The sequence below is a fragment of the Arenimonas sp. genome (assembly GCF_019459675.1).
Classification (GTDB): domain Bacteria; phylum Pseudomonadota; class Gammaproteobacteria; order Xanthomonadales; family Xanthomonadaceae; genus Arenimonas.
The window spans coordinates 1-3750 of the sequence record NZ_JAIBFH010000026.1; the positions used below are offsets into that span (position 1 = coordinate 1).

At 67.8% G+C, this 3750-nt stretch carries 2 protein-coding genes; both read left to right on the plus strand.

From position 1 onward, the window contains the following. Positions 1-21 precede the first annotated feature (21 nt). Positions 22-1104 (plus strand): DNA replication/repair protein RecF, encoded by a 1083-nt coding sequence (recF, locus tag K0M70_RS00870; protein WP_290778035.1) that lies wholly within the window; start codon positions 22-24, stop codon positions 1102-1104. A gap of 147 nt (positions 1105-1251) precedes the next feature. Then, entirely contained in the window at positions 1252-3699 is a 2448-nt protein-coding gene (gene gyrB / locus K0M70_RS00875) for a DNA topoisomerase (ATP-hydrolyzing) subunit B (protein ID WP_290778032.1), read from the plus strand. Positions 3700-3750 lie beyond the last annotated feature (51 nt).

The following is a 3750-nucleotide window of genomic DNA, read 5'->3' on the forward strand; positions in this document are numbered from 1 at the left end:
CCCCGGGGCTCCGGAGGCGCCGTGCGGCTGACCCGTCTTGACGTCAGCCGGCTGCGCTGCCTCGAGCACGCGCAATTCCGCCCTGCCCCCGGCTTGAACCTGATCACCGGGGGCAACGGCGCCGGCAAGACCAGCCTGATCGAGGCCGTGCACCTGCTCGGCTATGGCCGGTCGTTCCGGGGGCGGGTGCGTGACGGGCTGATCCGCAGCGGCGCGCTCAACCTGGAGCTCTACGCCGAATGGCAGGATGGCCAGGGCCGCGCCCGCCGCGCCGGCCTGCGTCACTCCGGCAACGACTGGGAGGCCCGGCTCGACGGCGCGCCCGCGCCCAGCCTGACCGAGCTGTGCGCCGAGCTGGCGGTAGTGACGTTTGAGCCGGGCAGCCACGAATTGATCGCAGGCGGGGCCGAACACCGGCGCCGCTTCCTGGATTGGGCTCTGTTCCACGTGGAACCCACCTTCCTGCCGGTCTGGCGCCGTTACGCCCGGGCGCTCAAGCAGCGCAACGCCCTGCTCAAGCGCCAGCCGTCTCCCTCAGCCCTGGCGCCCTGGGATCGCGAGCTGGCGGAAGCCGGGGAAGTGCTCAGCCGTCTGCGCAGCGACTACCTGGACCGATTGGAGCCCGTGCTGGTGGCGACGGCCGCGGAGTTCTTGCCGGAACTGGGCCCGGCGGGCCTGCGGTTCCTGCCGGGCTGGCGCCGCGACGACGGGCCGCTGGAGGACGCACTGCTGTTGGCGCGCGAACGCGACCTGGCGCTGGGCTACACCGGCCTGGGACCGCATCGCGCCGACTGGCGGGTGGACTATCTGGGTTTGCCGGGGCGCGAGGCCTTGTCCCGCGGCCAGGAAAAGCTGACGGCCCTCGCCTGCGTCCTGGCCCAGGCGCGCGCGTTCGCGGCGGACCGCGGTGAGTGGCCGCTGGTTTGCCTGGACGACCTGGCGTCGGAGCTCGACAGCGCGCACCAGCACCAGGCCCTGGCGTCGGTGCTGGCCTCCGGAGCACAGGTGCTGCTGACCGCGACAGAGGCGCCGGACAGGCTGCCGGGCGGGATCCTGCCGGCCGCAAGGTTCCACGTGGAACGCGGGGTTCTCTCCGGCCCCTGAGGGCGTTGTCCTGACGCGCAGGGAGCCGCCTCCCTACGCCGCCACGGCCCTCACGCGGTATACTGACCGCTCATTATTAATAGGCGCGCTGTGGCCTTCCGGCCCGTCCTGCGCGCCGGTGTGGCCCAACGCGAGACAGCGCCAGCAATGACCGACGAAACGATTCCGCCGCAGATCCCGACCAACACCTACGATTCGAGCAAGATCACCGTCCTGCGTGGCCTGGAGGCGGTGCGCAAGCGCCCCGGCATGTACATCGGCGACGTGCACGACGGCACCGGCCTGCACCACATGGTGTTCGAGGTGGTGGACAACGGCATCGACGAGGCCCTGGCAGGCCACTGCGACCACCTGATCGTCACCCTGCACAACGACGGCTCCTGCTCGGTGTCCGACAACGGCCGCGGCATCCCGACCGATATCCACAAGGAAGAGGGCGTCTCGGCGGCGGAGGTCATCATGACCGTGCTGCACGCTGGCGGTAAGTTCGACGACAACAGCTACAAGGTGTCTGGCGGACTGCATGGCGTGGGCGTGTCCGTGGTCAACGCGCTGTCGTCCAAGCTCTGGCTGGACATCTGGCGCGACGGCCAGCATCACCAGCAGGAGTACGCGCTGGGCGAGCCGGTGTATCCGCTCAAAGTGGTGGGTGCGTCCGGCAAGCGCGGCACCGAGCTGCGCTTCCTGCCCAACGCCGAGATCTTCACCGACGTCCTGTTCCACTACGACATCCTGGCCAAGCGCCTGCGCGAACTGAGCTTCCTCAACTCCGGCGTCAAGATCGAACTGATCGACGAGCGGGGCGAGGGCAAGCGTGACCTGTTCGAATACGAAGGCGGTATCAAGAGCTTCGTGGAACACCTGGCGGCGCTAAAAACCCCGCTACATCAATCGGTTATCTCCGCCTCGGGCGAAAAGGACGGCATCGTCGTCGACATCGCGGTGCAGTGGACCGACGCCTACCAGGAAACGATGTTCTGCTTCACCAACAACATCCCGCAGAAGGACGGCGGTACGCACCTGATCGGTTTCCGCGCGGCGCTCACCCGCACGCTCAGCAACTACATCGAACAAAACGGCATCGCCAAGCAGGCCAAGATCACCCTGTCGGGCGACGACATGCGCGAAGGCATGATCGCCGTGCTGTCGGTGAAAGTGCCCGATCCCAGCTTCAGCTCGCAGACCAAGGAAAAGCTGGTCTCCTCCGAAGTGCGTCCGGCCGTGGAAGCGGTGATCGGCCAGAAGCTCGAGGAATTCCTGCAGGAGCGGCCGAACGAAGCGCGCGCCATCGCCGGCAAGATCGTCGATGCGGCGCGCGCGCGCGAAGCCGCCCGCAAGGCGCGCGACCTCACCCGGCGCAAGGGTGCGCTCGACATCGCCGGCTTGCCGGGCAAGCTTGCCGACTGCCAGGAAAAAGACCCGGCGCTGTCCGAACTGTTCATCGTCGAGGGTGACTCCGCCGGCGGCTCCGCCAAGCAGGGTCGCAACCGCAAGACCCAGGCCATCCTGCCGTTGAAGGGCAAGATCCTCAACGTCGAGCGCGCGCGCTTCGACCGCATGCTGGCGTCCGCAGAGGTGGGCACGCTGATCACCGCGCTGGGCTGCGGCATCGGCAAGGACGAATACAACCCGGACAAGCTGCGCTACCACCGCATCATCCTGATGACCGACGCCGACGTCGACGGCTCGCACATCCGCACGCTGCTGCTGACGTTCTTCTACCGGCAGATGCCCGAACTGATCGAGCGCGGCCACATCTACATCGGGCTGCCGCCGCTGTACAAGATCAAGCAGGGCAAGAACGAGATGTACCTCAAGGACGACGGTGCGCTCAACGCCTACCTGGTCAACAACGCGGTTGAGAATGCCGAGCTGCGCATCAGCACCGACGCACCCGCCATCGCCGGGGCACAGCTTGAAAAGCTGCTGCTCGATTTTGTCGCCACGCGAGAAACCATCGCGCGCTTCGCACACCGCGTGGACACGCCGGTGCTCGAGGCCATGCTCGAGATGCCGCCGCTGAAGGCCGAGGACTTCTCCGCCGCCGACATCCTTGCGCCCTGGTGCCGCGAGCTGGAACGTCGCCTCAACGCCACCGGCCTGGGCCGCGCGCGCTATGTCTTCAGCATCCAGCCGGCCAGTGACGAAGGCCACGCCGGCGCGCTGGTGATCGGCAAGCAGCATCACGGCCTGGTGGCCACACAGGTGCTGGCGGCCCCGCAGCTGCTGGGCGGCGAGCTGCGCCAGGTCAACGAGATGGCGGGCACGCTGCAGGGCCTGCTGCAGGCGGGCGCCACCGTCGCGCGCGGCGGCAAGAGCGCCGAAGTGGCCACCTTCCTGCAGGCGCAGGAATGGCTGCTGGAAGAGGCCAAGAAAGGCCGCACCATCCAGCGATTCAAGGGCCTGGGCGAAATGAACCCCGAGCAGCTGTGGGACACCACCGTGAATCCCGAGACGCGCCGCCTGCTCAAGGTGCGCATCGAAGACGCCGTTGCCGCCGATCAGATCTTCTCCACGCTGATGGGCGACGTGGTCGAGCCACGCCGCGAATTCATCGAAGAGAACGCGCTGCGGGTTGCCAACCTTGACGTCTGATCCCGTTCCGCCCGCGACAAGCGCGGGCGACGGGACGGGTCGTGAAGTGCC